Source organism: Levilactobacillus muriae, assembly GCF_045862015.1.
Taxonomy (GTDB): Bacteria; Bacillota; Bacilli; order Lactobacillales; family Lactobacillaceae; genus Levilactobacillus; species Levilactobacillus muriae.
Window position 1 is genome coordinate 24,238 of sequence record NZ_BAAFRU010000004.1, and the last position, 26,051, is coordinate 50,288.

At 48.4% G+C, this 26,051-nt stretch carries 28 protein-coding genes; 21 read left to right on the forward strand and 7 right to left on the reverse strand.

Annotation, left to right across the window (positions count from 1 at the left end):
• The first annotated feature begins 2 nt into the window (after positions 1-2).
• Genes ACKTSF_RS03300 through ACKTSF_RS03310 form a run of 3 tightly spaced genes read left to right on the forward strand, consistent with a single transcriptional unit; the run spans position 3 to position 3,101 of the window.
• Positions 3-1,028, forward strand: a complete 1,026-nt coding sequence (locus ACKTSF_RS03300) for an ABC transporter permease (RefSeq protein ID WP_407886622.1) — start codon at positions 3-5, stop codon at positions 1,026-1,028.
• Positions 1,029-1,041: 13 nt separating this feature from the next.
• A complete protein-coding gene (locus tag ACKTSF_RS03305; protein ID WP_407886624.1) occupies positions 1,042-2,142 on the forward strand; it encodes an ABC transporter ATP-binding protein in 1,101 nt (366 codons plus the stop codon).
• Entirely contained in the window at positions 2,142-3,101 is a 960-nt protein-coding gene (locus ACKTSF_RS03310; RefSeq protein WP_407886626.1) for an ABC transporter ATP-binding protein, read from the forward strand. Before ACKTSF_RS03305 ends, ACKTSF_RS03310 begins: the two co-directional genes overlap by 1 nt.
• Before the next feature lie 761 nt (positions 3,102-3,862).
• On the opposite strand, the gene ACKTSF_RS03315 is transcribed toward ACKTSF_RS03310, so the two are convergent.
• Positions 3,863-4,522, reverse strand: coding sequence for a histidine phosphatase family protein (locus tag ACKTSF_RS03315; RefSeq protein ID WP_407886628.1), 660 nt, complete (start codon positions 4,520-4,522; stop codon positions 3,863-3,865).
• 607 nt (positions 4,523-5,129) lie between these two features.
• The gene (locus tag ACKTSF_RS03320) at positions 5,130-6,986 is read right to left on the reverse strand and encodes a cation:proton antiporter domain-containing protein (protein ID WP_407886630.1); all 1,857 of its coding nucleotides are present in this window, start codon (positions 6,984-6,986) and stop codon (positions 5,130-5,132) included.
• Between the two features lie 296 nt (positions 6,987-7,282).
• Between ACKTSF_RS03320 and helD the strand changes: the two genes are divergently transcribed.
• The 5 genes from helD (at position 7,283) to ACKTSF_RS03345 (ending at position 14,069) form a co-directional block, all read left to right on the forward strand.
• The gene (helD, locus tag ACKTSF_RS03325; protein ID WP_407886632.1) at positions 7,283-9,577 is read left to right on the forward strand and encodes an RNA polymerase recycling motor HelD; all 2,295 of its coding nucleotides are present in this window, start codon (positions 7,283-7,285) and stop codon (positions 9,575-9,577) included.
• A 685-nt stretch (positions 9,578-10,262) separates the two neighbouring features.
• Positions 10,263-11,186: a type I pantothenate kinase gene (gene coaA, locus ACKTSF_RS03330; RefSeq protein WP_407886634.1), complete on the forward strand. Its 924-nt coding sequence runs from the start codon at positions 10,263-10,265 to the stop codon at positions 11,184-11,186.
• 10 nt (positions 11,187-11,196) lie between these two features.
• Positions 11,197-11,787: an N-acetyltransferase gene (locus ACKTSF_RS03335; protein ID WP_407886636.1), complete on the forward strand. Its 591-nt coding sequence runs from the start codon at positions 11,197-11,199 to the stop codon at positions 11,785-11,787.
• Between the two features lie 147 nt (positions 11,788-11,934).
• Positions 11,935-13,476 (forward strand): glutamine-hydrolyzing GMP synthase, encoded by a 1,542-nt coding sequence (guaA, locus tag ACKTSF_RS03340; protein WP_407886935.1) that lies wholly within the window; start codon positions 11,935-11,937, stop codon positions 13,474-13,476.
• Between the two features lie 365 nt (positions 13,477-13,841).
• Complete coding sequence (locus ACKTSF_RS03345; protein WP_407886638.1) at positions 13,842-14,069, forward strand: hypothetical protein; 228 nt, start codon at positions 13,842-13,844, stop codon at positions 14,067-14,069.
• Here the strand turns inward: ACKTSF_RS03345 and ACKTSF_RS03350 are convergent.
• The gene (locus ACKTSF_RS03350; RefSeq protein WP_407886640.1) at positions 14,064-14,375 is read right to left on the reverse strand and encodes a helix-turn-helix domain-containing protein; all 312 of its coding nucleotides are present in this window, start codon (positions 14,373-14,375) and stop codon (positions 14,064-14,066) included. The two genes, ACKTSF_RS03345 and ACKTSF_RS03350, sit on opposite strands and share 6 nt — an antisense overlap.
• 181 nt (positions 14,376-14,556) lie before the next feature.
• Here ACKTSF_RS03350 and ACKTSF_RS03355 point away from each other — a divergent pair, with 181 nt between their 5' ends.
• The 7 genes from ACKTSF_RS03355 (at position 14,557) to ACKTSF_RS03385 (ending at position 20,146) form a co-directional block, all read left to right on the forward strand.
• Positions 14,557-15,126, forward strand: coding sequence for a hypothetical protein (locus ACKTSF_RS03355; RefSeq protein WP_407886641.1), 570 nt, complete (start codon positions 14,557-14,559; stop codon positions 15,124-15,126).
• Between the two features lie 12 nt (positions 15,127-15,138).
• Complete coding sequence (locus ACKTSF_RS03360; RefSeq protein ID WP_407886643.1) at positions 15,139-15,570, forward strand: hypothetical protein; 432 nt, start codon at positions 15,139-15,141, stop codon at positions 15,568-15,570.
• Positions 15,571-15,841: 271 nt separating this feature from the next.
• Complete coding sequence (locus ACKTSF_RS03365; RefSeq protein WP_407886645.1) at positions 15,842-16,441, forward strand: hypothetical protein; 600 nt, start codon at positions 15,842-15,844, stop codon at positions 16,439-16,441.
• Between the two features lie 54 nt (positions 16,442-16,495).
• Positions 16,496-17,476: a C39 family peptidase gene (locus tag ACKTSF_RS03370; RefSeq protein WP_407886647.1), complete on the forward strand. Its 981-nt coding sequence runs from the start codon at positions 16,496-16,498 to the stop codon at positions 17,474-17,476.
• 42 nt (positions 17,477-17,518) lie between these two features.
• Positions 17,519-18,556 carry a DUF5776 domain-containing protein gene (locus ACKTSF_RS03375; protein WP_407886649.1) on the forward strand — a complete coding sequence of 346 codons (1,038 nt, stop codon included), beginning with the start codon at positions 17,519-17,521 and terminating at the stop codon, positions 18,554-18,556.
• Between the two features lie 18 nt (positions 18,557-18,574).
• A complete protein-coding gene (locus ACKTSF_RS03380; RefSeq protein WP_407886651.1) occupies positions 18,575-19,003 on the forward strand; it encodes a hypothetical protein in 429 nt (142 codons plus the stop codon).
• A gap of 225 nt (positions 19,004-19,228) precedes the next feature.
• Positions 19,229-20,146 carry a hypothetical protein gene (locus ACKTSF_RS03385; protein WP_407886653.1) on the forward strand — a complete coding sequence of 306 codons (918 nt, stop codon included), beginning with the start codon at positions 19,229-19,231 and terminating at the stop codon, positions 20,144-20,146.
• Positions 20,147-20,378: 232 nt separating this feature from the next.
• On the opposite strand, the gene ACKTSF_RS03390 is transcribed toward ACKTSF_RS03385, so the two are convergent.
• The 3 genes from ACKTSF_RS03390 to ACKTSF_RS03400 all read right to left on the reverse strand — a co-directional run bounded on the left by ACKTSF_RS03390 (position 20,379) and on the right by ACKTSF_RS03400 (position 21,937).
• On the reverse strand, positions 20,379-20,801 hold the full coding sequence (locus ACKTSF_RS03390; protein WP_407886655.1) for an alpha/beta fold hydrolase: 423 nt from the start codon (positions 20,799-20,801) through the stop codon (positions 20,379-20,381).
• 27 nt (positions 20,802-20,828) lie between these two features.
• Positions 20,829-21,155, reverse strand: coding sequence for an alpha/beta fold hydrolase (locus ACKTSF_RS03395; RefSeq protein ID WP_407886657.1), 327 nt, complete (start codon positions 21,153-21,155; stop codon positions 20,829-20,831).
• Between the two features lie 461 nt (positions 21,156-21,616).
• Positions 21,617-21,937 carry a helix-turn-helix domain-containing protein gene (locus tag ACKTSF_RS03400; RefSeq protein WP_407886659.1) on the reverse strand — a complete coding sequence of 107 codons (321 nt, stop codon included), beginning with the start codon at positions 21,935-21,937 and terminating at the stop codon, positions 21,617-21,619.
• Positions 21,938-22,418: 481 nt separating this feature from the next.
• On the opposite strand from ACKTSF_RS03400, the gene ACKTSF_RS03405 reads away from it, so the two are divergent.
• From ACKTSF_RS03405 to ACKTSF_RS03430, 6 genes are all read left to right on the forward strand, one after another.
• Positions 22,419-22,805 (forward strand): hypothetical protein, encoded by a 387-nt coding sequence (locus ACKTSF_RS03405; RefSeq protein WP_407886661.1) that lies wholly within the window; start codon positions 22,419-22,421, stop codon positions 22,803-22,805.
• Positions 22,806-22,843: 38 nt separating this feature from the next.
• Positions 22,844-23,422 (forward strand): hypothetical protein, encoded by a 579-nt coding sequence (locus tag ACKTSF_RS03410; protein ID WP_407886663.1) that lies wholly within the window; start codon positions 22,844-22,846, stop codon positions 23,420-23,422.
• A gap of 86 nt (positions 23,423-23,508) precedes the next feature.
• A complete protein-coding gene (locus ACKTSF_RS03415) occupies positions 23,509-23,979 on the forward strand; it encodes a hypothetical protein (RefSeq protein WP_407886665.1) in 471 nt (156 codons plus the stop codon).
• Positions 23,980-24,051: 72 nt separating this feature from the next.
• Entirely contained in the window at positions 24,052-24,468 is a 417-nt protein-coding gene (locus ACKTSF_RS03420) for a hypothetical protein (RefSeq protein ID WP_407886667.1), read from the forward strand.
• A 28-nt stretch (positions 24,469-24,496) separates the two neighbouring features.
• Positions 24,497-25,090, forward strand: a complete 594-nt coding sequence (locus ACKTSF_RS03425) for a hypothetical protein (protein ID WP_407886668.1) — start codon at positions 24,497-24,499, stop codon at positions 25,088-25,090.
• A 26-nt stretch (positions 25,091-25,116) separates the two neighbouring features.
• Positions 25,117-25,575, forward strand: coding sequence for a hypothetical protein (locus tag ACKTSF_RS03430; RefSeq protein ID WP_407886670.1), 459 nt, complete (start codon positions 25,117-25,119; stop codon positions 25,573-25,575).
• 183 nt (positions 25,576-25,758) lie between these two features.
• Here the strand turns inward: ACKTSF_RS03430 and ACKTSF_RS03435 are convergent, their stop codons facing one another.
• Positions 25,759-25,974: a hypothetical protein gene (locus ACKTSF_RS03435; protein ID WP_407886672.1), complete on the reverse strand. Its 216-nt coding sequence runs from the start codon at positions 25,972-25,974 to the stop codon at positions 25,759-25,761.
• Positions 25,975-26,051 lie beyond the last annotated feature (77 nt).

Consider the following 26,051-nt stretch of genomic DNA (forward strand, 5'->3'; position numbering starts at 1 on the left):
AAATGGCAGATACAGTAAAACTCCCAGAAGATAGCTTTAAAACCATTACGGCTGCGGATCGCGAAGCTTTAGATAGCGAAAAAATTGCAGCACCGTCACTGACCTTTAGACAGGATGCGTGGCGGCGATTAAAGAAGAACAGAGGCGCCTGGGTGTCTCTGATTGTCTTAGGTATCATCTTCTTAATGGCTTTTGGGTCTCTCGTCGTTTCACCACACAACCCTAACGCTGTGAATCCATCATACGCAAACTTGCCCTCAAAAATTCCTGGAATCGGTATCAACGGGTTCAATGGGACGCTGGTTCAGGCCGGTCAACGGATCGACGCCTACAAGCAAGCTGGGGCCACTGGTGTACATTACATCATGGGAACCGACTACTTAGGTCGGGACTTGTTCTCCCGGGTTCTTTACGGGACACGGATCTCCCTGATCATTGCGCTCGTCGCCACACTGTTTGACTTAACCATCGGGGTGACCTACGGGTTAGTCTCCGGTTGGAAAGGGGGACGGGTTGATACGTTCATGCAACGGGTCATTGAAATCATCCTGTCCATTCCTAACCTGGTGGTTATCGTTCTGTTAATTCTGATTCTGAAACCTGGGATGATGTCTATCATCATCGCTATTGCATTAACCTCGTGGGTGAACATGGCCCGGCTGGTGCGAGCGCAGACGCTGGAAATCAAGGAACAAGAGTATATCCTGGCGGCGAAAACGCTGGGTGAAAGTTCGTTCAAGATTGCCTTCAAGCATCTGCTGCCAAACCTGTCGAGTGTCATCATCATCAACACGATGTTTACCATTCCTAGTGCCATCTTCTTCGAAGCCACGTTGTCCTATATTGGGATCGGGATTTCATCCCCACAAGCTTCGTTAGGGACACTGTTAAATGATGGGCAAAAGAACTTCCAGTTCCTGCCTTATCAGATGTGGTGGCCAGCACTGATCCTATGTATTATCATGCTAGCCTTTAACCTTTTGGGTGATGGGTTGCGGGATGCATTCGATCCGCGGACGAAAGAGTAGGTGAGATAACGTCATGGATAACGAAAAAGACATTTTAGAGGTCCGGAATCTACAAGTTAACTTCAAGACCTATGCCGGTGACGTTAAGGCCATTCGGAACGTTAGCTTTGATTTACGGAAAGGTGAAACACTTGCCATTGTTGGGGAATCTGGTTCTGGGAAATCCGTTACGACGCGGACCATCATGGGTCTGAACGCGTCGAATGCGAATATTGCCAGTGGCTCGATCGTTTACAAGGGACAAGACCTGTTGAAGAAGAGCGAAAGTGAAATGCAGGCCATTCGGGGCCAAGACATCGCCGAAATCTTCCAGGATCCAATGACCTCGTTGGATCCCACCATGAAGATTGGTCGGCAGATTGCTGAACCCTTAATGGTGCACAAGGGCATGAAGAAGGAAAAAGCCTTGGCACAAGCCTTGGAAATGATGAAGTTAGTTGGGATCACGGATGCTGAAAACCGGATCAACGACTATCCGCATCAATTCTCCGGTGGGATGCGGCAACGGATCGTGATTGCGATTGCGTTGATCAACTACCCCGAAGTGCTGATTGCCGATGAACCAACGACTGCTTTGGATGTCACCATCCAATCGCAGATTCTGCATTTGATGAAGGAACTGCAAGACAAGATTTCAACGTCGATCATCTTTATCACCCATGATTTAGGGGTGGTTGCCGGGATGGCCGACCGGGTCGCCGTCATGTACGCGGGTAAAATCGTGGAATACGGAACGGTTGATGAAATCTTCTATAACCCAAAGCACCCTTACACGTGGGGCTTACTGAGCTCAATGCCAACGCTGGATTCGAGTGGGGACTCCTTACCCTCGATTCCCGGGACGCCACCGGACTTACTGGATCCACCAACTGGGGATGCCTTTGCGGCTCGGAACGCCTATGCATTGAAGATTGATACGGAACAAGAGCCACCATTCTTCAAAGTTTCCGATACGCACTATGCGGCCACTTGGTTGCTCCATCCGGATGCACCCAAGGTAACACCGCCAGCACAGATTGTTGAACGCCAAGAGAAGTACGCGAAGATGCAAAAGACGTGGTTGAAGACTCAAGAGTCGACGACGCCGATTGAAGAAGAGGAGGAGCAGCAATAATGGACTACGAAAATGCCGAAAAAATCCTCGAGGTCAAGCACCTCAAGCAGTACTTCAACGTTGGTAAGGCTGATGAAGTGCGCGCCGTTGATGACATTTCATTTGATATTTATAAGGGTGAAACCTTTGGGCTAGTTGGTGAATCTGGTTCAGGTAAGACCACCACTGGTCGGGCCATCATTCACTTGTACGAACCAACGTCTGGTGAGATTCTATTTGACGGTAAGAACGTTGATGCCTTCACCAGTAAGAAGGATCAACATGATTTCCGCCAAGAGATGCAGATGATCTTCCAAGATCCCTATGCCTCACTGAATCCACGGATGAAGGTCAAAGACATCGTGGCTGAGGGGATTGATATCAACCACCTTGCCAAGGATGACGCTGACCGGACGAAGCAGGTCGAGGACTTACTGGAAACGGTGGGTCTGAACAAGGATCATTCCAGCCGGTACCCCCACGAATTCTCAGGTGGGCAACGACAACGGATCGGGATTGCCCGGGCGTTAGCTGTGAACCCCAAGTTTGTGATCGCCGATGAACCGATTTCCGCGTTGGATGTGTCGATTCAGGCGCAAGTCGTGAACTTGATGAAGCAGTTACAGCGTGAGCAGGGCTTAACGTACCTGTTCATCGCCCATGACCTCTCCATGGTCAAGTACATCTCCGATCGTATCGGGGTGATGCACTACGGCCGAATGCTAGAGATCGCCGACTCTGACGAGATCTACGCCCACCCGTTACACGACTACACCAAGAGCCTATTGTCAGCCGTCCCAGTACCCGATCCAGAGTTCGAACGGACACGGGAAGAGATTGCTTATGATGGCAGCCAAGAAAATGACGGTAAGGAACGTCACTTGGTAGAAATCGCGCCACGGCACTGGGTCCGTGCTGCAAGTGATGAGGTTTCCCTCTACAAGCAACGGGCTCAAGAAGCGTCATTGATTAGGGATTAAAGATTAAAGAGTGTGGAGGCAGGCGGTAACTAGTGAGCATTAACGTCGTAAAGTTAGAAATCCCGAACCTGGATTTCTGACTTTACGGGGTTAAGCGGAGCTGGTTGTCTGCTGGAACACGTTTCGGCAACATAAAATCAAAGAACGCCTTAAGGAAAGTCCAAGAGCAGTCAAGCTTTTGGGCTTTTCGTGTCGCTAAGGTGGAAATCCCGAACCTGGATTTTTAGCTTAGCGGGGTTAAGCGGAACCGGCTGCCTCGCGGAACACGTTTCGGCAACATAAGCATAAAGAACGCTTTAACAGAAGGCCCAAGAGCAATCCAGCTCTTGGGCTTTTTTGCGACCACCAAGGGCAACCCCAATCGCCGGCAGGTCCGTCCGTCGTGGAACCGGCCACACCTTGATTGCTTCTTACTAAGCCAGATTTTAACCTTAGGTATTCGCGAAAAAATCATCTAACCTCTTAGCCATACATGAATACTTTTGAAACAGTCGCTACACTACTACCAATGTAATTTTCGCCGATTTAGTCTCATGAAAGTCCTGACCTTTACTAGAACTTAATCTTTACACCAGCGAGTTGTGTGACTAACCGAACGTGAACTGACGTTGAAGCAAGCAGTCACGATCACTTTCCACATGCTAATACTGCCAATAGACCTCCGAACGGTGTTGGGCCACAATCACTATCAAGGCAGCCAAAAAAACGCCAAACCAGCAAGCATGGTTTGACGTTCAATGATTTTATTTGCGAGCGGGCACCTAGAGTACGGGGCCCTCAGAGTTGTTGTAGTAGTCGACGTGATACCGACCATTGGTGACGGTTAGCTTGGTGATACTCCCGTTGTCGACGGGAATTGAGATATCAATGTCGGAGAACTTGGAGACGGTACTCCGGATGGTCGTGCTGTGCGTGGCAATCATGATCTTATCGCCATCGTTGGCTGCGGCCACCACCCGATCAAATCCGGGTTGGAGACGAGCCCAGAAGGCGGCGTTATCTTCGGCATCGCCGTAAGGATCCTGGGCATGAAACATGTCCTTGGTCCTCTCAATCGTCAGCCCGGCGATCATGTCGTCGAAGGTGTGGAACCCTTTGGGACTGCCGACCGTGTGCCAGGTTTCGCCTTCATCCATACCTTCGAAGAAGCCGAAACTCTCTTCACGGAAAGCGGGGTCAGTCTGAAGGGCACTCTGGTCGAGTGGATTCGCGGCCAGGATGATGTCCGCCGTCTTTTGGGCCCGGGACATATCGCTGGCATAAGCTGCCGCGAAAGGAATCTTGGCCATTCGCTCGCCAGCACGTTTAGCGTCGGCCAGCCCCTTGTCGGTCAATGGGGCATCGATCCACCCCTGAATGCGGAAATACTTGTTCAGAAAGGTTTGGCCGTGACGGACCAAATAAAGTTCAACTGTCGCCATGTCATTCGCTCCTTTAAAATTAAATTACTGATGATTGCGGATAGCCGTGCCTTACAGGGAGCCGCAAATCAACCGTGACGCGGTGGGCGGACGTCCAGAGCCAAAGAGCGGTCTCTGGACTGACGTTAAAACCTCTGGAAGGCGAGTTTTCAACGTCCCAGTTCTCTAAGCGGTAAAGCTCACCGCTAAGAGAACTCCCACGGCTGGATTGATTTGCGGCTCCCTCACGGCTTACATGCAGGAACCAATTCTAAATTAATTTAGAGGTTAAGGTTATGCAGTGTGCTACTACCCATGAATGCTTTGGAAAATACTGTATGAATTTTTATAAAGTGTTGATAATGATCTGTTCAACTGGATAATGATACCCGCAACGAAGTGGTAGATTATTAGCCGGAGAGGGCAAGGCTTCGCGCAGTGACAAGGTTCTTTGTCGGTGTCATTCCGGCTTAGAACCTGGGCCGGATGGGAGACTTACGTTTTTTGTAAGGCTTCCATTCGCCTCTAGAGACCGCTTTTTGGCTCTAGAGGATCGCCCCACAGCGCGATGCCTTGCCATCGTAGGCGGTTAATCGTCCCTCAAGTTGCGGGTACCATTGTAACAGGTTTAATTGAGAATGCCTAGCTCGCGCCGGATTTCCCGTGCCTTTTCCGGCGAGCTCGTGAAGATAATCCGGTCATTGAACTTCAGCAGAGTCCCACCAGTTGGCCGGACAAAGTGACCGTTACGGAAGATCTGACTGATAGTGACGTCACCTACAAAGTCCAGGTTGCGAATCTGCTGGTCGGTGTAGCGCCGATTACGCAGCGCCACTTCGTAGACGGCAGAGGTTGAAGCCGTCATCATCCGCAACGTTGTTGGGGCTTCGATCAGGCTCCGCAGCATGGCGATATTGACGTTGGGGGTGTTGTAGACCTCGATACCCAGATCGGTCAGCTCGTCGGCCCGCTCATCTAGGATGTTACGGTCTTCGAAACGCACGATGACGCGATTGACACCGTAAGCTTTGGCTGCCTTAGCAAGCTCATAGTTCTTATTGGCATTGAAGTGTCCCAGAACCACGATATCCGCGTCGAAGACATCCTGTGCCGTGACATAGTCGGTCTCAAGCGAGTCTAGCAGGGAAACGTTGACTTCGGAGTCGTAGGTTTTGTAATTTGCCTGTTTGTCGGTGTACATACTGATATCATACCAACTGTCCGCCAATTGTTGGGCGACTGGTACCGTCAAGAGGTTGGTCCCAATGAAGTGGACCGTCGACTTCTTCAAGTCTTCGGCCTCGGCGGTGTAGCCGGTGTTAAACAATAACGGACCCAGCACACAGGTTAAAATGGCAGCCAAGAGGAAGGCACCAGACTGTTGACTAGTGACGACCTTCATGGTTTTGGCAACCTGTAAGACGGCTAAAACCATGGTGATTGTGGTTGACGTGATGGCCATACCAGCAAAGGCGTTGCCCCGCTTGAACCGCAAGCGCAGGATGAAGTAGACCCCGGTCTTGGCAAGCAGGTAGGCGACCAGAAAAGCGGGAATCAAGAGCAACGTGGCGGAATCGGACAGCAGTGTGCGCAGGTTCAGCGCGACCCCACTCATCATGAAGAACATCGGGATAAAGAACCCGTAACCAATACCGTCCAGCCGGGTCCGGGTGTCCTCTTGTGGCTGTAAGAGTTTCATCACGATCCCGGCAACGAAGGCCCCTAGGATCCCCTCGGCACCGACGGATTCGGCGATGACCACCATGCTGAAGATCAGGAAGAACGCCAGCCGAATATCCAGTTGCGTCGTGGATTTGTTGATGCTATTGAAGAAGGTAAAGAAGGGCTTGAACCGACGGAACAGGATGCCGGCAGCCAGAAAGACCAGAAGCAACAGCCAGAGTGATTTGCCACTCTTGCCGAAGATGGAGGCGTAGATGGTCAGCGCGAACAGGGGAATAATTTCCCCTAAAGCAGCAATCAGAAGAACGGTCTGACCAAAGGGTTTACTCAACAGTTCCTTTTCCTTCAGCGTCGCGATGACGATGCCTAGAGAAATCGTCATGAAGATAATTGCGGCCAACCAGGGGTCCTTGAAGAGGCCGATCCACTGGCAGATGAAGCCGAGTAGAAGGGCGCTGACGGCCACGGCAACGTAACTACTGACAGCAATGAAGACCGGCGAGTACTTGGGCGCACTACCCGCGACCTTGGCGGCCAGTGGCGTCTGGGGTTGCTTGCGGCGATTGAAGAGACTGAAGTCAATCTCCATCCCGCTGAGAAACATCAGGAAGATGACCCCGGTGTTTGATAATAAAGTTAACGTATCGTTGGTGTGAACGATATTGAAGAGACTGGGTCCCAGCATGATGCCGACTAGGATCTCCACTACGGCGGTCGGTAGCATGGTGAGCTTGAATTTCGCCATGACTAGCGGCGTGACTAACGCGGCGGTTAGAATAATTAATACGGAAACTTGGTCCATAATGTCACCCCCGAAAAAATATCTCCTCAATTATACCAAAGTTGGCGCGAACTAGCCGACATTAAGCAGTCACATTTCTTTATTTATAGGGGGATTAAGTGTAGAATTGTAAGTCGAATTATTAGCCTTAGCGTCGCTGAATCCGGGGGGAGCGTAAGCGGTATCGGTGAAAATGAAGGGCCTGCAAAATGAGGCCCACCAGCCATTGCCCCTGACGGTCTACAGAGGTGGCACTAAGGTATGATGATTAGGTATATCACGACTAGGTTGCCCGGTTAATTCGAGGAGGGATTGGCTTGCCAGATTCAATTAAGGCTCATGAGCAGGAACATTTAGATGCAGTGGTCGCGAAGATCAAGGTCGCGCAGACTGAATCCAAGAAGCGGATCGATTCTGCCGAGGATGACGAGGCAGGGATTCGCAAGAACTTCGTCAACGACTTAAGAATCAAGACGGACAGTTACGAAGGCATCTTGGAAACGGCGTTATCCGTGCGTCAGCAACAACAGATGTTGGCCGAACGGCAGAACAGTTGGCAACACGCGACAACTGAGTTGACGACCCTGAACCGCTTGGAGAAGAAGGCCTACTTTGCCCGTATTGATTTCCAAGAAGGGGCCAAGTCCAAGCCAGAAACCATCTACATTGGCTTGGGGTCCTTTTCCGATTCACCCGACCATTTTCTAATCTACGACTGGCGGGCGCCCATCTCCAGCATTTACTATGATGGTGAGTTGGGCAACGTCAGCTACCAGACGCCCGATGGGGAACAGACCGTGGACGTCCAACTCAAACGACAGTTCCAGATTGAGGACGGCACGATTGTCACCCTCTACGATACCGACCAAACGGTGACTGACCAGATGTTGTTGTCCGCGTTGAGTGAGCACTCCGATACCAAGATGAAGAGTATCGTGACGACCATTCAGAAGGAACAGAACCGGATTATCCGAGACACTGGCTCCGACCTGTTATTCGTGCAGGGGGCCGCGGGTTCTGGGAAGACGGCGGCGATTCTGCAACGAGTCGCCTACCTGCTGTACCGCTACCGGGGCCATTTGACGGCCGGTCAAGTCATGCTATTCTCGCCGAACCAATTGTTCAACGACTACATCGACCAGGTCTTGCCAGAACTCGGTGAGCACAACATGGTCCAGATGACGTACTACCAGTACGCCGGGCGTCGGTTGCCGAAGATTGACGTGGAAACGCTGGCCCAACGGTTTGACGAGACCAACACCCCCGCTCAGGAACGTATCAGTCGCCTGAAGGGGAGCCTGGAGTTCTTCGACGCCGTGACTGGCTATGCCGACCATCTTGAAAGCACCGACATGGTCTTCAGAAATATTAAATTCAACGGGAAAGTCTTTATCCCGAAAGAAAAAATTCAAGAAATTTACTACAGCTTTAACCGTAACTATCACTTGGCTAACCGGCTCCAGGCAACGAAGGAGTCGTTGATTCGGATCCTCAACCGGCGCATTTCTAGTGAAATGAAGACGAAGTGGGTCGAAGAGACGATTCAGGACCTCGACCGTGAACATCTGAACGCGTTGTACGGGGATGAACCGCGGGAATTTGAATCCGCCGACAAAGAATTCCAATTCCTAGCACGGAAGGTGGTCATGCAGGCGTTTAGCCCGATTCGTAAGGCCATCGTCCGGGCGCGGTTCCTGAGTATCAATAACCAGTACGTGCACCTGCTACGGGACATACCGAACCGCATGACACTGAGTGATTACCACATTAGTGTGGCGGATTGGCAGGCCAGCGTGGAAGAATCAGTTGATAAATTGCGCGATCACAGCATGCAGCTGGTCGATACCACACCGTACCTGTACCTCTACGACAAGATGACGGGGAAGGCCGGCGAACGGGATATGCGCTACGTCTTCTTAGATGAAATTCAGGACTACAATGCCTTTCAACTGGCATTCTTGAAGTTCAGTTTCCCTCGCGCACGGTTCACGATGCTGGGGGACCTGAACCAAGCCATCTTCACCAAGGAAAATAGTCGTACGTTGCTGCAGGAACTCAGTACGATGTTCGATCCGGACAAGACCAAGGTGGTTCAGTTAACGCAGTCGTACCGGTCGACACAGCAGGTGACGGACTTCACCAAGCATATCTTGAAGAATGGTGAAGCGGTCACGGCCTTCGATCGAGAGGGTGAGCTGCCAACGGTTACGGTGGCTGCGGATGAAGCGGATGGCTTGCAACGGGTCATTGACCTGGTCAAGCAGAATGACGCTGAGGACGAAACAACCGCGATTATTGGCAAGGACTTGGCGGATTGCCGAGATTTGACCGAAAAATTGCGGGATCAGGGCGTCGCGGTCACGCTGATCCAGTCGGAAAATCAACGACTGGCACCAGGTCTGATCGTGGTCCCATCGTTCCTGGCCAAGGGGCTGGAATTCGATGCGGTCATTGTGTGGCAGGCATCGGCTAGCCGCTTTGAGGTGGACGATGAACGCCAGTTGCTCTACACCATTTGTTCGCGGGCAATGCACCGGCTGAGCTTGGTGGCGGTAGGCGACGTTTCCCCCTTACTGAGCGACGTCCCAACCGATGAGTATGAAATGGTCTAGACTGTATATTGCGCCTTACCGGGTGGTGGAAATTGGCCGTGACGCTGTGGGCGGACGCTGGAAGCCGAAGAGCGGTCTTCCAGCTTGGTTTTGAACCTCTGAGAAGCGAGTTTCAAAACCACCAATTCTCCAAGTGGCTCTGCCACTTAGAGAATTCCCACGGCTGGGCTAATTTCCACCACCCTCACGGCTCACATAGTGATCGACTATTTCAAACTGATCTAGTTCGGTAGCCTGTGTCTGATGTGGGTTATTATCTGAAGGTTGAAAGATGAAATGTTCATGTTACTCTTGTGATAGTAGGGTTATCACCGTTAAACTAGTTGAAATGGGCGCACTCCGGCGGCATGGATTCCGCTTGCTGTGGGGAGCCTCCAGCCCATATCTGCCGGCCGGTAAGGCGATATTTGGATAACGTTGCCTAATTTTAGGCCCAGTATTGTTGTGACAACAGTCATAATGCGTGTTTTAGAACTTTCAACCTTCAGTTATTATTTAATTACAATCAGGGTCAAGCTCAGCGATATGCTTGGCCTTTTTATTTGTTTTTTGGGGGGGCAGTGATTATTGTGGCGCGCGATGGGGTGGGAAATTTGGCTTTAAACTTTCTTAGCGAACCATGAGGAATCCGGCGTTATCTGCGGTATAATGGGGCTAATTATTTCTGAAAAGTTGAGGTGTCCCCATGTCAGATCCCATCAATTACAATGCGTTTACCCGTGCTCAGTGGCGGGCGTTTTCCGACGATGCGACGTTGCCGCTGACTCAGGAGAGCTTGCGGCAAGTTAAGGCCTTTAACGACCGGATTTCCCTGCAAGACGTTCAGGATATTTATATTCCGTTGGTGCACTTACTGCGGCTAGAGTTCGACCACTATCAGCGGCTTCAACAGGACAAGGCCCGTTTTCTCCAACGACCGGCGCACCGGGTTCCCTTTATCATTGGTATCGCCGGGAGCGTGGCGGTTGGAAAAAGTACGACGGCACGACTGCTGGAGGTCTTGCTGAATCACTACTTTCAAGGGCAGCGAATTCAGTTGATCACGACCGATGGGTTCCTCTATAGCAATGAGGAGTTGAAGAAACGCAACCTCATGGCGCGTAAGGGCTTCCCGGAGAGTTATGATATGGCGAGCCTCATTCACTTCTTAAACAGCGTGAAGGCCGGGCAGTCGCTGATTAAGGCCCCCGTCTATTCGCATAAGATTTATGATATTGTGCCGGGACAGTCCGAATATATTGTGCATCCTGACGTGTTGATTGTGGAAGGGATTAATACCCTGCAATTACCGACCAATGAACAAATTTATGTGAGCGATTTTACCGACTTTTCCCTGTACGTGGATGCAGACCCGGGGCTGATCGAGGACTGGTTCCTGGAACGGTTCGACCTCTTACTGAACACGGCCTTTCAGGATCCCACGAATTACTATTATCCGTATGCGATTGGTGGGCACGACCAGGCCATCGCCAAGGCCAAGCAGGTGTGGCACGACATTGACCTGAAGAATCTGGAGGAATACATCTTACCCACGCGTAATCGGGCGGATATGATTATTCATAAGACGTTCCATCACCGGGTGGATCGGCTGTTGCTGCGGAAATATTAGGAGGACTGCCATGCTACGAGACGCAACCATTGTGGATGCCGATGCTGTGGCAATGTTGGTGCTCCACGAGCTGGAGCGGCGACAGTTGCGGCGGTTACGGCGTCTAAGTAAGGAGCAGCTGTCCCAGCTTTTATTTGTCGGCTATCATCAATCGGCATTTCGCTATGGCTATCCGCAGGCGCGGGTGTATCAGAACCAGGGCGTCGCGGTTGGCGTGGCATACGGCTATCCGGCGGCGGTTGAGCACACACTGGATAATCAGTGGACGGCGTTATTTGAGCGGCTACAGGTCACCCCGCCACAGCAGGTGGTGGTGACACCACGGGCTCGGCCGGACGAGTGGTATTTGGATATGCTGACGGTCCGTGGCCGCTACCAGGGGAAGACCTATCAAGGCTGGTGGTTTGCCGAGTGGCTGATGGGGGACGCGATTCACCGGGCAAGATTGAGTGGCGCTAACGCCATGGGGATGGATGTGCGGCCGGGTAGTCAGCTTGCCAAATTGGCGGCCCAATATGGTTTTGTGGCGGTTGAACGACGGAAGCTGGACCGGCAGACGTATTTTCATCTGCGATTGAATTTGCGTGGTAACCGGTGGTAGTGACTGCTGAGAGAGTGAAATTGATTAACGGGTGACTTAATTCTCCCGGATTTCTGTTGGATTTAGATTGACCCGCGTTTCAGAAATCGGTATGATATAAGCAATGTTGAAAAAGAAGAAAGGGTGAATGGCTTGGCAAACGTTGATATGTCCAAATTCGATAAGATTATCGTCTTGGACTTCGGAAGTCAATATAATCAATTGATTACGCGCCGGATTCGTGACATGGGCGTTTACTCTGAATTGAAGGCGCACACCATGAGTGCGGCCGAGATCAAGGCTTGGGGCCCCAAGGGGATTATCTTCTCCGGTGGACCGAATAGCGTGTATGACAGTAGTGCGTTTAACGTTGACCCTGAGATCTTCAAGCTAGGGATTCCAATCTTGGGAATCTGTTATGGGATGCAGCTGATGGCCCATAGCTTGGCCGGTGGCAAGGTTGAATCTGCCGACAGTCGCGAGTATGGCCGGGCGGACATTACGGTCTTAAGCGACGATGCAAAGCTGTTTAAGGACACACCAAAGACACAGACGGTGTGGATGAGCCACGGTGACTTGGTGACCCAAGTGCCCGATGGGTTTGAACGTGTGGCAACGAGCGAAAACTGCCCGATTTCTGCGATGCAAGATGTTGACCGGAACTTCTACGGGATTCAGTTCCACGCGGAAGTTCGTAATACGACGTACGGTAATGACATTCTGAAGCACTTCGCTTTTGATGTCTGTGACGCAAAAGCTAACTGGTCGATGGATGACTTCATTGACCTGCAAATTCAACACATCCGTGAGACGGTCGGCGACAAGCGCGTCTTGTTGGGTCTGTCCGGTGGGGTGGACTCCTCCGTGGTCGGCGTGCTCTTGCACAAGGCCATCGGGTCGCAATTGACCAGTATCTTCGTGGATCACGGCCTGTTGCGGAAGGGTGAAGCCAAGCAAGTCATGGACAGCCTGGAAGGGAAGTTTGGTCTGAACATTGTCAAAGTCGATGCGCAGGACCGTTTTCTGGGTAAGTTGGCTGGTGTCACTGAACCTGAACAGAAACGAAAGATTATCGGTAACGAGTTCATTCAAGTCTTTAATGACGAGGCACAAAAGCTCGACGGGATTGACTTCCTGGCACAAGGAACCTTGTATACCGACGTCATTGAAAGTGGGACGGATACGGCACAGACCATCAAGTCGCACCATAACGTGGGTGGCCTGCCGGAAGACATGCACTTCCAGTTGATCGAACCGCTACGTTCATTATTCAAGGATGAAGCCCGTGAGTTGGGTGAAAAGCTGGGGATGCCAAGCGCGTTGGTTTGGCGTCAACCGTTCCCAGGTCCCGGTTTAGGGATTCGGGTTCTTGGTGAAATCACGCCAGACAAGTTACAAATCGTGCGTGATAGTGACCTGATTCTCCGTGAAGAAATCAAGAAGGCCGGCCTCGACCGCGACATTTGGCAATACTTTACCGTCTTACCAAACATCAAGAGTGTGGGGGTCATGGGTGATGGCCGGACGTACGACTACGCAGTCGGTATCCGAGCCGTGACGTCGATTGACGGTATGACCGCCGACTTCGCCCGCATTCCGTGGGACGTGCTACAGGAAATCTCTGTCCGCATCGTCAACGAAGTGGATCACGTGAACCGCATCCTTTACGATGTGACGAGTAAGCCGCCTTCGACTATTGAGTGGGAATAATTCCCATAACTTGATGGCGTAACAAATGCCGATAAGACAGTGTTTGTTAGAACCACTTCTGATCGAATTTAGTTTAAAAATAAGGGGTTCACTACCAGCAACGTGGGCAATGGACACTTAAAAGGATCGCTACTAGCCGAGAAATTGGCTAGTAGCGATCCTTTTAATTTCTTATAATTGTATTAGAATTTGACACGTATGTTAAAATTAATTTACTTAAACAAATTTACCTGCCACAACCCCAAATTAATTTTCAGATTTATACAAGTCTGTTATTTATTTAGTGGCGGCGTTAAGCTAGCTTTAACCAATTCGGTTGAAGTTAGCTTATTTTTTTAGCTTATTTTTTGGGGAGTGAGTTGCGTATGAAAAAGGTAGAGAATCCATTATTGAGCAGACTACAGCTATTGCAAGATTTGAAGTTTCTTATCGACCAAGATTCGGGCCACCGTATCGATTACAGAAGATTTGGTATTTTTGAAATTAGGCTGCCTACTGGCAATATTGATTTGATGGCTGAGTATCAGACCTATGCGAGCAAGTATACGCTGGCTGAGATCGCAAATCTAATTGTAGAGAAGTACCAACTATAGTTTTAAAATTTTCAAGATACTTTCTGAGACGATCTCACGTTGATTTTCTGGCAGGGACTTTAGATAGGCAATTAATTCTAAAGTGTGGACACCAGTTAGCGCCTCATCGGTGAAGAAATCGCTTAGATTTAGGTTCAGAGCCGACGCAATAGACTGCAACTTGTTAAGACTTATATTCTCGAGTTCTCCGCGCTCTATTCGCGATATTAGGCTAACGGAAACGCTAGCTCTTTCAGCCAATTTTTCAATGGTCAAATCTAAGGCTCGTCGTTTCTGACTTACCAGTTTACTAATTGCGTTTTGCATGGTTGGCTTATCTCCTATCGTGGCGTTAAAGCTAACCATAATGGAGTATTTATGCCATTAACAGAGAAAAAAAGACCTTATTATTTATAAAAAGAGGAAAATAATACTTGTTTGTTGTATATTATACTATAAAGCCGCTTATATTGGCGTAAGTGACAAATTATCGATGAGGAGGAGTTTCATGATTAAAAAGGTTTTGGATATTTTCAAGCAGGAATTTTTCGCCCTGAACATGCGGTTTTGGGCAACGCGTTACGCTATTGCAATTGGTGCCGCCATTGCATGGATTTACTTCGGTAAGCAAGCCTTTCTGGGTGGTCAATTTCCGGTTTACTTTATCTTCATTGGCATTCAGGCCGCAATGTTTTATCCGATTGCGAACGGGTTTCTTGTGTTATACGAGTGGGAACATGGCCGAAAAGCCAAGGGAATTTTTGATAACCTGTCTGAGATGCAGGCCGCTGATTTCAGAAAAGCTCAGTTTCGCGCCGTTCGGTTGGTCAATACCGGGTTTAATGGCAATGACCGTTCCTTTGGCGAGACGAAAAGCGCCATTAAGAGCGATGCGGCGGGGATGAAGATGATGTTTAAGTTCTTTGGCCACGCTATCCTATGGTGTTTTGCCTTGTTCTTCGCCATTGTGGGAGCTGCCCGTTACTTACTGACCTTGGGACCAGAAGGCTATACATTTAATTACCGCGAGGATGGCACGTTTATCGGCGATTCGGACACCGAAGATCCAAAATTTTAGGAGGCAAAATTTATGAAAAAGAAATTTTATTTAATGATGATCGCAATCGCATTGGTGGTGGTCGGTGCTGGGCTATTTGGCGCACCAGTGAAAGCAAGTGCCGCAACCAAATGGCAAAGCGGGATTGGCAAAAGTCTGAGGGGCGATTATCGAACAAAAGTGGTCAACCACCATCTCCATCAAATCGAACTTGCCGGAGATGCCGTTGTCATCGAATACCGGAAAGCTAATCTTCCTAAAACACGTATCGGAAAAATTGAGGTTTATCTGCTGCAGGTACCTTGTCGCAAGCTCAGCAAGCACCTTTATGAAATCAAGAGCGTTACCCGGTCTGGCAAGCATGTTCATTATTACATCAGAACTTACAGTCATCATCGGATCAAATTCTCAAAAAACCAGTCGTTTACGCATAAACCGTATTATCACAAAATGAAGAATTGGTAAGTCGTTAAACAATAATCTCACCATTCTAGAAGGAAACATCAATGAAATTTAGCTGGATCAATAAAGCCACGACCATTCTATTGAGCAGTGTGTTAGTAGGGGGTGTCACCACCACCGTTCCCATGTTCACGACCAAGCACAAGCCTATAACAATGAAGATGCACCAATTAGTTATCAAGTTTTTAAGGATGACGAAAATAGCGTTAAACAGACGGTTTAAAAGGCCAGTCCTAAAGTAAAACAACAACTCAATGCTGCCTTCTTTAAGCGCATGGAACGAAAGCCGGTCAATGCGTATGGAACCTATGCTGACTTCTCAGAAGTCATGCATGTTCTGGCGACACACGCGGTCAGTGAGCTTGGTCGGAAAGGTCAGGTAACACCAGCATTTAAGCAGGACTATCGCGCAATGCTGGCTGTTTACGATCAGCTTAAAGGACGTTTAGACACTGATTACCAAAATGTCGTCAATGAAGATATTGATGAAGCTGATCAGGAAATTAGTGAAAATAATGTTGACCCGGGTAGTATTAGTGATATTTCTGACTATTTCATTCAGTACTTTGAGACGAACATCCGGCCGGATAAGGTCACTGGTGTGCCAAGCGTTCAAAGCAAAATCACAAAGTTAACGGCTAGAAAGACGTCTTCTAAGAAGTACGTTAAAGTTACCGGAACTGTAAATATAGGCAAAAAAGCGAATTATGCTCGGATTAAGACCTATAAGGGAACTAGCTATGTAAAACTAACGGGTTCACACAGCTTCAATAAGAAAATTTATGCGCCTAAAGCGAAGAGAGTCAGCGCCACTGTTGGCTATTATTCACAGGGCCATTTTTCAAGAGTAACACCTGCTGACGGTGCACGTTAAATAGCTTCAAAGCGTTTGGCTTAATAACTTTATGCATATAGGGGTGAGAATGACATGAACCGACTTATCGCAGGCTTGACCGTTGTCGGACTAGGCCTCTTCCTGGGTGCTGCACCCAGCGGCGTAGTCTACGCGGCAACGGTACCGTCGACCGCTTCGTCAACGACGACCAAGACGAACACAGTCAAGGGAGAGTCTACTTCATCTGAATCAGTTGGATCTTCCTCCAATACGTCAGCGACGTCGGCCTCAAAAACTAAACCTAAGGTGAGGCCAAAGCCACAAGTGACTTACCGCAAAGTCATCGGTAAGCAAAAAGTGAACTACTACACCAAGATTGGGGCTAACCGCCAACATAACTACAAGGTGTACCGTACGGGCGGTGCCAAGTCTTCGGCTAGGAACATGAAAGCCATGTCGACCGGGCGGCACTACGCGAATAAAAAGGTTCATATTACGCGTGAAGAAACGATGGCCGATGGGACTTGGTTAAAGTTTACTTATCAGCACACCCAAACGGGCTGGATTCACCGCAACGGGACCGTCAAGTCCTACCGGTGGCTCAACATTCCCTTGATTGGGCAACGCCCGGAACTTCCTACTGGCTGTGAAATCACGGCGACAACCATGATGCTCCAGTACGCTGGAGCTAGAGTCACCAAGATGTCGCTAGCCAAAGAGATGCCGCGGAGCTCGAACCCTAACAAGGGATTCGTTGGTAGTCCTTATCGCCGTTCTGGTTGGTGGATCTATCCCAAGGGCCTCATGAAGACCGTCAAGCATCATCTCGGCTCAGCTACAGACATGACCGAAGCTTCCTTCAAAATGATGAAGGCCCAAATCAATCAAGGCCATCCCGTCGTGATCTGGGTCGCTGGTGTCGATGGCTTTGTGAACCATGCTATCACGCTTTCTGGCTACAGCAGTACGCGGGCCTACTACAATGACCCGTGGACAAAGTGCAAAACAAGTATGACCTTAACTAGCTTACACAAGCACCGCAAGCATGATGCTTATCGGGCCTTGAGCTATTAAGTGAGTATTCATAAATAAATTCACAGAGGAGCAAAAAATATAATGAAGAAACATTGGCTATCCGCATTACTCGTCATTGCCGGTTTAAGCAGCGTTGGAATCACCACTTCCGCGCAAGCTAAGACCAGTTATTACACGACTAATCCCGGTATTATCCGAGTTAAGAAGACGGTTGCGTATTACAAGGATGCCGCCAAGAAACATCACGCGGCAACGGTACATAAGGACCACTACGCCAAGATTTCCAAGGTGGTTACGGTCAAGGGGCACGCGCCCGTGTTAAAAACCAATACGGGCAAATACGTGACCGCCAACAAGGCATTCGTTGCCAAGACGACCGGCTACCAAAACCCGAAGAAGTATTATCAAGTCAATTACACGCAGATCAAGCCTTACGGTAAGGTGGGTTATACGGTCAAGCGTGGCTACGAAGGCATCAAGACCTGGAAGATCATGCACCGTTTAGGTACCGCTAATGGGTACAACAAATACAATTCAGCTACGGTTTATGCCGTCAAGAATTTCCAGCGTAAGCATCATCTGAAAGTCACAGGGACTGTCAACGAAAAGACCTGGGTCAAACTCGGCTTTTCTAAATCCAGCTGGAAGAGTATTGATTCATACGTCGCGCCACTAGGGGCCCATGCTTGGAACGGTCGCACAGCCCATATTGAGGCGATGATCAAGCAAGCTTATAAGTACAAGGGCAATCCTTATCTGGTTGGCTCTTCTTCCAAGCCTGTTTATGGTACGGACTGTTCCGGCCTCGTCATGCAGGCCCTCTATGCGGGTGGGATTAACCCCAAGCCAATCAGTGCTATCCATCATGCTTATCCAGGCAACGAATGGAATTCCCGTAACCTGTGGGCCAGCAATAAGTTTCAACACGTTGCTTACAGTCACAAGAAACGTGGCGACTTGGTCTTTTATTACCAACCCGGAACGCACACGATTTGGCACGTGGCCATTTATTTAGGCAAGGGTAAGGTGATTGAAAGTTGGCCACCACGGATCATGGTGCAACCAATCAAGAACGGCCAACGCTCTGACGTGGCTGGAATTGCTCGGGTCTTCCATTAAACCTAAAGGAGAACAATGATGAATCTCAAAAAAATTATAGTCGGTTCGTTAGTCGCCGTTGGTGTTTGCACATCAGGACTCTTCATGCAGACCAATGCCCAAGCTGCGACTTGGCATCATGGGGTGCCGTCATTTCTAAAGCACAGTTTTTACCGAACTAAGCTAGGACCCAAGTACTATATTCTTGCCGGTCAGAAGGTAAAGATTAACGCTCGTCGTTATGAAGGCATTCGTACCCACGGGTCAACACTTTACTTTGAGGGTGCGCAGTACAACATGACCCTGAAGAAATGTCGTTACACCAAGAAGGGCAAGCTCTACACCATCAAAGGAAAATACGATAAGTCGCAAACAGAAACCATCAAGATCAAGAAAAGTAGTGCTAAAGTGCTGCATGTCAATACAGGGAATGCCTCGGGTTCAGAGCGAATGACTAAAATCAAATAGTAAAATCGAGAGATTGGATCATTTTACTGAGATTTAAATCACTCATTTTGTATGACTAAGGTCTTTCAGTCAACGGTGTTGATGAAGGGAATATGAAGAGGCCAATTCACTCTTGAATTGGCCTCTTTTGTCGCATAAGCGAGCATTTTACTGTGGGAAGAGAATCACCTATTTTGAATAACACCCAATTGCTGCATAAAAAATTTTTCTGAGGAGAGTTCGAATATGAAACGTTACATCAAACGCTTGACGAGTGTCGCTTTATTAGGAATAGCCATTTTATCATTGTCGGCTTGTGGGAAAACGGGGCCGAATCAGGTTAATGAAAAGAAAGTGTCTTTCATAAGGGATGCGCAATCAGCTAATCAAAGAATTTGGTACATGGCGGAGTCAGATTCCTCTAGCGATTATGAGTTGAGCAAGGATACACACATCGAACAGATTTTAGTGACAAAGAATGGCAAGGCGACGGTTTATAACATGCCAGACAACGACTTTAGTATGCGTGATATTGATGGGAAAAGTGATAATCAGATTATTACTTTAGCTCAAAAAAAGGATAAAGAACACTATAAAGACTTTATAGATCAGAAGGATAATATTGGAAATAAGACGTACATTCAAAACGTTATTAAAAATACGGAGAGTGACTATAGGTATTACAAAAAGCATCCAAACTACCTTGGTAGTATAGATGCCCACAAAGCGCTTCGAGACTATCAAGATGAATTGACTTACTTGAAAGCTAATGAAGCGACGATTTTAAAAGCCACGCCAAAATATGAAAAACCAACACCCAAGTTGTTAAATGCCAAAGTTAAAACGGATAATTCTGGCAATAACGTGAATTTCGAAAATATCACCCATCGACGTTTAGAATTGGAAAAAGATTCAGCAAAGCTAAAGCATCTAAAATGGGCTCCTGATGACGTAGAGGTACCGACTTATTATAACTATACAATGACGAATGGTTTTCGGCTGATTTACGACAAACCCGTCAAAATCCTCAGTGAGATGTATACAGGATATACAAATCCGGCGAATGATTCGAATGAAACTTTTTTGATGACTAAAACGACAAACAAGGATACGGTTTCTGATTTTGATAAATTAGGAACAAAACATGTTAGTGAAGAACAATAAGCCATGCAGATTAGATTAACATGTTTTGTTTTGATACCGGTACAGCAAAGGCCCTTAACCAGTCGTTAAGGGCCTTTTATTTCATAAATGGGCTAATAAAACTAGCAGTTTTAACCGGTCTTTAGTGGTTCCCACTACCGTAAATACCGTCAAAATACCTGAACAACAGACTTGCTGCTCAGGTGCCTTGTCTATTATTCGGAGTAGATGGGAAGATTCAAAAGGGGCTATTTCAAGAATTGGTTAGCCCGCTCAACAAAGTCACCGCCAAACTGAACCCCCCCGCGTGGCCAGCGTCCGGATAAATAATGAGCTGACTGTGTGAAAAGGCCTTGGCTAGGTTGTCGCTATTGGGCTTGGTGGGGACCATGATATCATGATCCCCGTTGGTCACTAGAACGGGGATCTCAAGTTCAGAGAAATCAATCGGCTGCTCCGAACCCCATCGATGAATGGCTTTTAGCTGGGTTCGGTAGGCGGACCAGCCGATTGACCGATCCCGATTCTCGCGACGGGCTGTGAGTCGTTTCAAAAACTGCACCGCTTGTCGTTTACCGTTGGCGGTGCGGGTGAAGATTGCTTTGACTAAGGACCAATCAGAAATCTTGGTGACGTCACGAATTCCTTGACCGCCGCGGGGCCCTGTCCCGGTCAAGATTGCACGCCTGATTAAGGTCGGTTCTTAGTTGATCACTTCCTGTGCAACGAAGCCACCCATTGAGAAGCCAAACAGGTCGCCCCACTTGAGACCGAGCGCGTGAATAAATTCGCGAATTTCCTGGGCCATGCCCTGAATGGTTTTGGCCGCTTTACCGCCCGACCCGCCGACGCCTTGGTGTTCTTGGGCAAGGCCGTCAATCACGACGGGGTCCCAGTTGTCGAGATTGCCCGAAAGGTGAATCGGCGCGATCACGGGCACATCATCGGGCACGCCAATTTTGCGATAAGCAAAGGTCTTCTGTGCTGGGGTGACTAAGGTTTTGGTGGGAACATTGATGTAGGGGGTCATAAGCGGGCTTCTTTTCCGTCAAAGTGAATGAGGACCTTACCTTTGGGGTGCCCGTTGGCCAGGTAGGCCTGCGCATCGTTGACTTGGTCTAAAGAAAATTCTTGGGGATCAGCGGCGGTACAATGGCGTTATCTTCAATGATTTTGGTCAATGCCCGTAGTTGCTGGCCATCGCTGCGGACGTGGATAAAGTGGTAGTCCACCTCGTGACGCTTGGCCCCGTCCGTAGTGAAAGGAGACGGCACCCTGGTTTGATAATAGCCAGTTCATGGGTAAGTTCCTTAGGTCCCAAGGTATCTATCACGAAGTCGACGCTGCTTAAGGATTCCCAGTAGTTTTGCGTGGTGTAACTTTAAACCTTCAGCTGAGGCTTGAAAAGTACCAAAAAACACGCTTACCGACAATGGTAAGCGTGTTTTTGTTTCGATCATAATTTTTGAACTGGGCCGACGCGATGCCTTATTAATGACTGTCGTGGCTATTCGTAATCTCATTAGCATGTTCAATCAACGAGACAAATTGCAGAATACTGCCAACTTGTTCTTCCGTTAGGCCGCCCATTTTAAAGGGTAGATTATCCGAGACGCCCAACAGGTAGTCCGCTGATGTATCAAGAATGCCGCAGATCTTGACGAATGTTTCAAGTGACGGATAGGACAAACCTTGTTCGTAGGCGGAAACTGTGCCTTTGCTGACGTCCAATCGGTTAGCCAATCCCAGTTGCGTGAGGCGCTTTGATTTGCGAACTGCCTTCAAGCGTTCACCGAAGAAATCTGTGTTCATAAGTTCACCCTCGTTACAGAATAGCAGAGTCCTATACCTAGAATAACAGTACAAAGTAAATGGTATATTGACATTTAAAACACAATTTATTAATATAAGCTGTATAGAATACCAGTATTAACAGTATTCGAGATACAATACGAAGTGACTGAAATTTTTGAGGCCGAATCGGTGCCAGACACTACCAGATCAATCGAATCGTCAAGCAATCCAGCGCCTATTGGACGCGGGATGGTTAGTGATGACTGACAGAATCCAAGTAACGTTACTGATAGACAGTTGTGGAACGAAGAACCGGGCAGGCTAAGTCAGAAAAGGGTGGGGCTAGGGTAAGTAGTAGTGTCAAGAATCTTCAGTGAGGGCTATGACAGGATTGCCATAGCCAGTGCTGAATGCAAGATGTGAGATACATAGCTGGATTCAACGACTAACTCGGCGAATTGCTGGCGTTAGGAATCAAAATGATTAGGAGAAAGTACACATGCAAGCAATGAAAGATGGAAATGGCAAAATCAAACGCGGATGGTTGATTGGTGGCGGGGTCGTCCTGATCGCTGTGATTATCATTGCCGGGGTAATGATGATGCCCAAGCACTTGAGCGGCAAGTATTCACATACCACAACCTTCCTACTGTCTGAATCAACTGACACGTTGAAATTTGATGGTGACAAAGTAATTGAGTATGCCGATGGCGAAAAAATTCATACGGGAACCTATAAGATCGACAAAGATCAGTTAAATATGAAGATTGGTGGCTATAACATGAATGCCACATTGTCAGACGATAAGAAAACTTTTGTGATTAATTCAGCGGATGGTCTCGCTAATTTGACGAGTGGCTACAAATACACGCAAGCCAGTAATTAAGACGGCGTCAGTCAGGCAAAGAACGGAGAGTATCATTTATGAAAAAAGAAGAAATTATTGCGTACCTCACGGCTAAACAACAACTAACGGCAAGCGTGCAGGACTTACGCCACGACCTGTCTGTCGTGCAGTCCCAGTCGGATGCCGAACAAAAGAAGTATAAGAAGCGTCGGAATATTCTCTTGGTTGTGGTGTTGTTCATTGCCCTTATGGCGGGGGAAGTGAGTTTATTAGTTATCCTCCTTGTCGTCCTGGTTGGCGGTTACATTGCCTTGAGGGTCACGCGTTCCTCGGCCCTGGGAAAACTCAAAGTCAAGATGGATCAGATTAATCAGAAGATAGCTAATGAGAAGGCCCAACCGGCATACATTGAAGGGCTACAGGACTTCCCGCAGAAATTCTATAGCTACTGGATCATCGACCGATTGATTCATTTGGTCAGAGAGAACCGGGCAACCACGCTGCAAGAAGCCTTCAACGTGGCTGAAAATCAGGATTTTCAAAACGATCAAATCGCTATTCAGCAGCAGAACCTGGCCGTGTCAGAGTCTGCCAAATCCGCGGCGAAGGTCTCTGCAGCCGCTAATATCTTTACAGCGATGAACACACGAAAATAAATCAGTACCATGGTGAGTCAGCGCAACCCTAGGAGGCGGTGGCTCACCATTGGTGTTGTCCGAAATTCAAGGGAGCATGGGATCATATGAAATCAAAATTACTGGTATCGACTTTGGCCTTAGCGGGTGGTTTAGCTTTGGGCGGCATTGCACAGCCCAATACAACCGCGGAAGCCAAGATACATGACACGCAAATGCCCAAATCATTCATTGGCACGTGGGTTAATTTGAGCCATGATGATATTTCAGGCACCATATATACGTATCGGGAGACCCTCAAAATCTCCAAGTACACTTATAAAATGACGTATGTCGTGAATGGCAGAACTATTTCGACGGCGAACTGGTCGGGAAAGAAAAAATCGCATTTTTATAATCACAGTAACCTCGGCGTTAAGAAGGGGAAACATGGGCGTTGGCGGATTAGTCAGTATGGCATGAATAATGACTTTAATACGACGTACAAGCGTGTGAAGCACAATGGCAAGCAGGCGTTGGTTAGTCTGAATACATACGATGACGGATCCCCCCTGAACATTTATTACGATAAGAAGTAGGCAAGTACAGTCACCATCGATTGAATCGTGTAATCTCGGCTGAACAGCCGGAAATTTAAGACGGAGGCAGTCATGATTAAAAAGACAGGACTTATTATGGGTGCAGCACTCCTATTATTCAGCGTCGGTGGTACAACGGCTCAGGCAGCTACAACGCCGGTGTACCAGCACAAGACAACGAAGGTTAAATGGCACAAAGGGACGCCTAAGAACGTTCGTGGCAAGTTTAAAACCAAGCATTACGGGGCGGACCTCATGATGATGGCCAAGATTCGTGCCAAGTCGACCTGGTTTTGGGGTTCAGGAATGCCTATTCAGAAAGGCTACAACGTTCATTACAAGAAGACCGGTCATAATCACTACGTCATTCGCTACGATGCGCACGCCTCAGGCATGTTCAAGGGTGGCAAGAAGTTAACGATGTCGGTGGACAAGGTTGGTAAGAACATCAAGGTCTTTGGGTACAGCAACGTTTTCTACAAGTACTAGCGGTATTCAGAAAATGAGGAGAATAGCGATGAAACGATTGAAGAAGCTTTTAGTGGCACTGATTTTAGCACTCGCCGTTGGAGGATTAGGCGGCATGGCCGTCAGTACGTCGGCCAGCGCCAGCACCTGGCACAAGGGGTTACCCAAAGCTTTGAAGCAACACCGGCTCTGGGGGAGTCAGAAAATATCACGGTTTGGATCCAGTAAGCAGTTCTATACGCGTAACTTTATTGAAACTGGCAATCGTAAGGGCAGTGGGTACTTCTTTGCCGACGTCATGCGGTCTTACTATAAGAATGGTAAGTTTGAGAATTCATTCGTTGAACTCTTGATCAATTCGCGGCGTTACATGGTTGATCCGGCGACTACCTATACGAAGACGGGGAAGCATACTTATCAGATCAAATCGACCGTGAAAGCATCCGGGTATCCTGATCAGCGCTACAAGGTCCAACAGTCCGGTAAGCACATGACGGTCTGGACGAAACGGTTGTGGAATCATATTGATCCTAACAAGGGTCTTAACCGGAGTCAGAAGACCTGGCACAGAATCGATCACTATCAGGTGCTGAAGACGATCTCTGACGATGACGTTCAGTTCCACGACCCGATGCATAAATAGCGCAACAGTAGGAGGAGAATATTCGAATGAAAACAAAATTATTGATTTCCATGATGGCGGTGCTAGCTGGCCTGCTGATGGGTGGGGCGGCCATGCCAACCGCTACTGCCGAGGCGAAGATCCACTATACGACAATGCCGAAGTCATTCAAGGGCACGTGGGTGAACGTGGACGATGAGGACCCGGCAATCACGCACACGCTAAAGATTACAAAGTATGTGTACCACTACCAATCTTATTATCACGGTAGAAAGGATACGTTGGTCAATTGGTCGGGGAAAAAGAAGTCGCATTACTATAATCACAGTGACCTCAGCGTAAAGAAAGAAAAGCATGCCGGAACTTGGCGAATCAGCTGGTACCGGATGAATAGTATTTTTGATGAAACGATTAGGAAAGTTAATCATAAGGGAAAACCAGCCTTAGTCTTCCTCGATCATTTCGGTGATGGTACACCGCAACGTACTTACTTTTACAAAAAATAGCCACAATTCGCCACTGTCAATCGTTGGGTTGACAGTGGTTTTGCGTTGACCGGATTCAAGCTTTTGATGCTAAATTAGTCGAGAATTAGCCAGTGCTTTCGGCGAAAAGATTGGGAAAAAGCGAAAAATCTTCTAGCTACAGGGGTGTAGTTAGAAGATTTTAGGTCATACGTTATTGTTGAATTAGCTAACGGTCACGTCGATCCGTTCACTCAACTTAGGATTGTTGACGCTGCGGACGGTAATACTGGACTTGCCAACACCAGTTGCGATAATCGTGAAGGTCCCGTTGGTTGTCTTGCTGGGAGCCGTCACGACAGCTGGGTTAGCACTGGTCATGGTGTAAGAGTTCATTTGAAGGTCGGAGAGCTTGAGACCACCGACCGTCCCAGACCACATCTGAACCTTCTTGGTATCGCCAACGTGCAGGTTAGCGATATAGAAGTTGGAGGATAAGTCCGCAACCTTCTTCGTTT